Below are 897 nucleotides of genomic sequence, written 5' to 3'. Positions count from 1 at the left end.
CGCCGCATGCGTTGAATCCTTCTGCTCTATCCATTACTGCTACAGCTACTTTTCCTTCTAGTGCTGCTGCAATTTCTTCTGCTGGGAATGGTCTAAATACACGAATCTTAAGAAGTCCAACTTTTTTACCTTCTGCTCTAAGAGCATCTATTGCGTCTTTAGCTGTTCCTGCTGCTGAGTTTATTATAACTATTGCAGTTTCAGCATCTTCTAATTTATAAGATTCAAACATTTCATATTTTCTTCCAGATATTTTTTCAAACTCTTCTGCTACTTCCATAATAACCTTTTTAGCATTCATCATGCCTTGAGCTTGTTGTCTTTTGTGCTCCATATAATATGCTGGTGTATCATATGGTCCAACTGACATTGGCTCTTCAGGATTTAAAAGGTAATGTTTTGGATAATACTCACCTACAAAGTTCTTAACTTTTTCGTCTTCAATTAATTCTATATTTTCAACTGCATGACTTGTGATAAATCCATCTTGACATACCATAACTGGTAGTCTTACGTCATCATGCTCTCCAATTCTTACAGCTTGTATAAAGTTATCGTAAGCTTCTTGGTTATTTTCTGAATATATTTGTAACCAACCTGAATCTCTTGTTGGCATACTATCTGAATGGTCTGCATTTATATTAATTGGACCTGATAATGCTCTGTTTATTACTGCCATTGTTATTGGTAATCTATTTGATGCTGCTATATATAATTCCTCAAACATTAATGCTAATCCACAAGATGATGTTGCTGTGAATGTTCTTGCTCCTGCTGATTCAGAACCAATACATGCTGACATTGCACTATGCTCACTCTCTACTGGTACAAATTCAGTATCTACTTGACCATTTGCAACATATCTAGAAAAGTACTGTGGTACTTCTGTTGATGGTG

The 897-nt window shown here is 35.7% G+C and carries 1 protein-coding gene; it reads right to left on the bottom strand.

From position 1 onward, the window contains the following. Window positions 1-897: pyruvate ferredoxin oxidoreductase (gene porA / locus ACQ3F0_RS26730; protein WP_428868865.1), on the bottom strand; the 897-nt coding region annotated here is incomplete at both ends.

Source organism: Clostridium sediminicola, from assembly GCF_050402865.1.
GTDB lineage: Bacteria > Bacillota > Clostridia > Clostridiales > Clostridiaceae > Clostridium_AF > Clostridium_AF sediminicola.
Note: the sequence above shows the minus strand (reverse complement) of the source record. Positions and strands in the feature narration are given on the sequence as shown.